Here is a 342-nt window from a genome sequence, read left to right as displayed (position 1 = left end):
AGCTTCTTCCCCCTCTGGCGCCACCACGATCGCATGCTCGATATGCATGATTGGTTTGCGGTGCTCGAACGGGCTCCGATATTCGATAGTCGTGGGTTGAGCTTCGACGTCGACGACGAAAAATCCAGTTTCGCCGTCGGCCGGGTGTGGCGGCGACTGGAAATCGCTCCCGCGAACTGCTTTTGCATCGGAAACTCGCCGCTGCAAACTGTGCGGAAAAGCAGCTCCCTGGCGAGCGATAGGCACATTATTTTCGACGAGCCATCGCGCTTCGATCGCGACAAACTCGCGGTGCTTGGCGTCCGGGTTCGAATGCCGGGGGTGGTCGTGCAGCACGAAACG

Annotated in this window: 1 protein-coding gene; it reads right to left on the bottom strand. The window is 59.4% G+C overall.

The genetic code is table 11. The features are described from left to right. The coding region (locus SB719_RS19280; RefSeq protein WP_412159622.1) for a hypothetical protein at positions 1-342 on the bottom strand (342 nt) is incomplete at both ends.

This window comes from Pantoea sp. SIMBA_079 (assembly GCF_046940275.1).
GTDB classification, from domain to species: Bacteria; Pseudomonadota; Gammaproteobacteria; order Enterobacterales; family Enterobacteriaceae; genus Pantoea; species Pantoea borealis.
The sequence above is the reverse complement of the archived record's forward strand: the minus strand, read 5'-3'. Positions and strand labels throughout refer to the sequence as shown.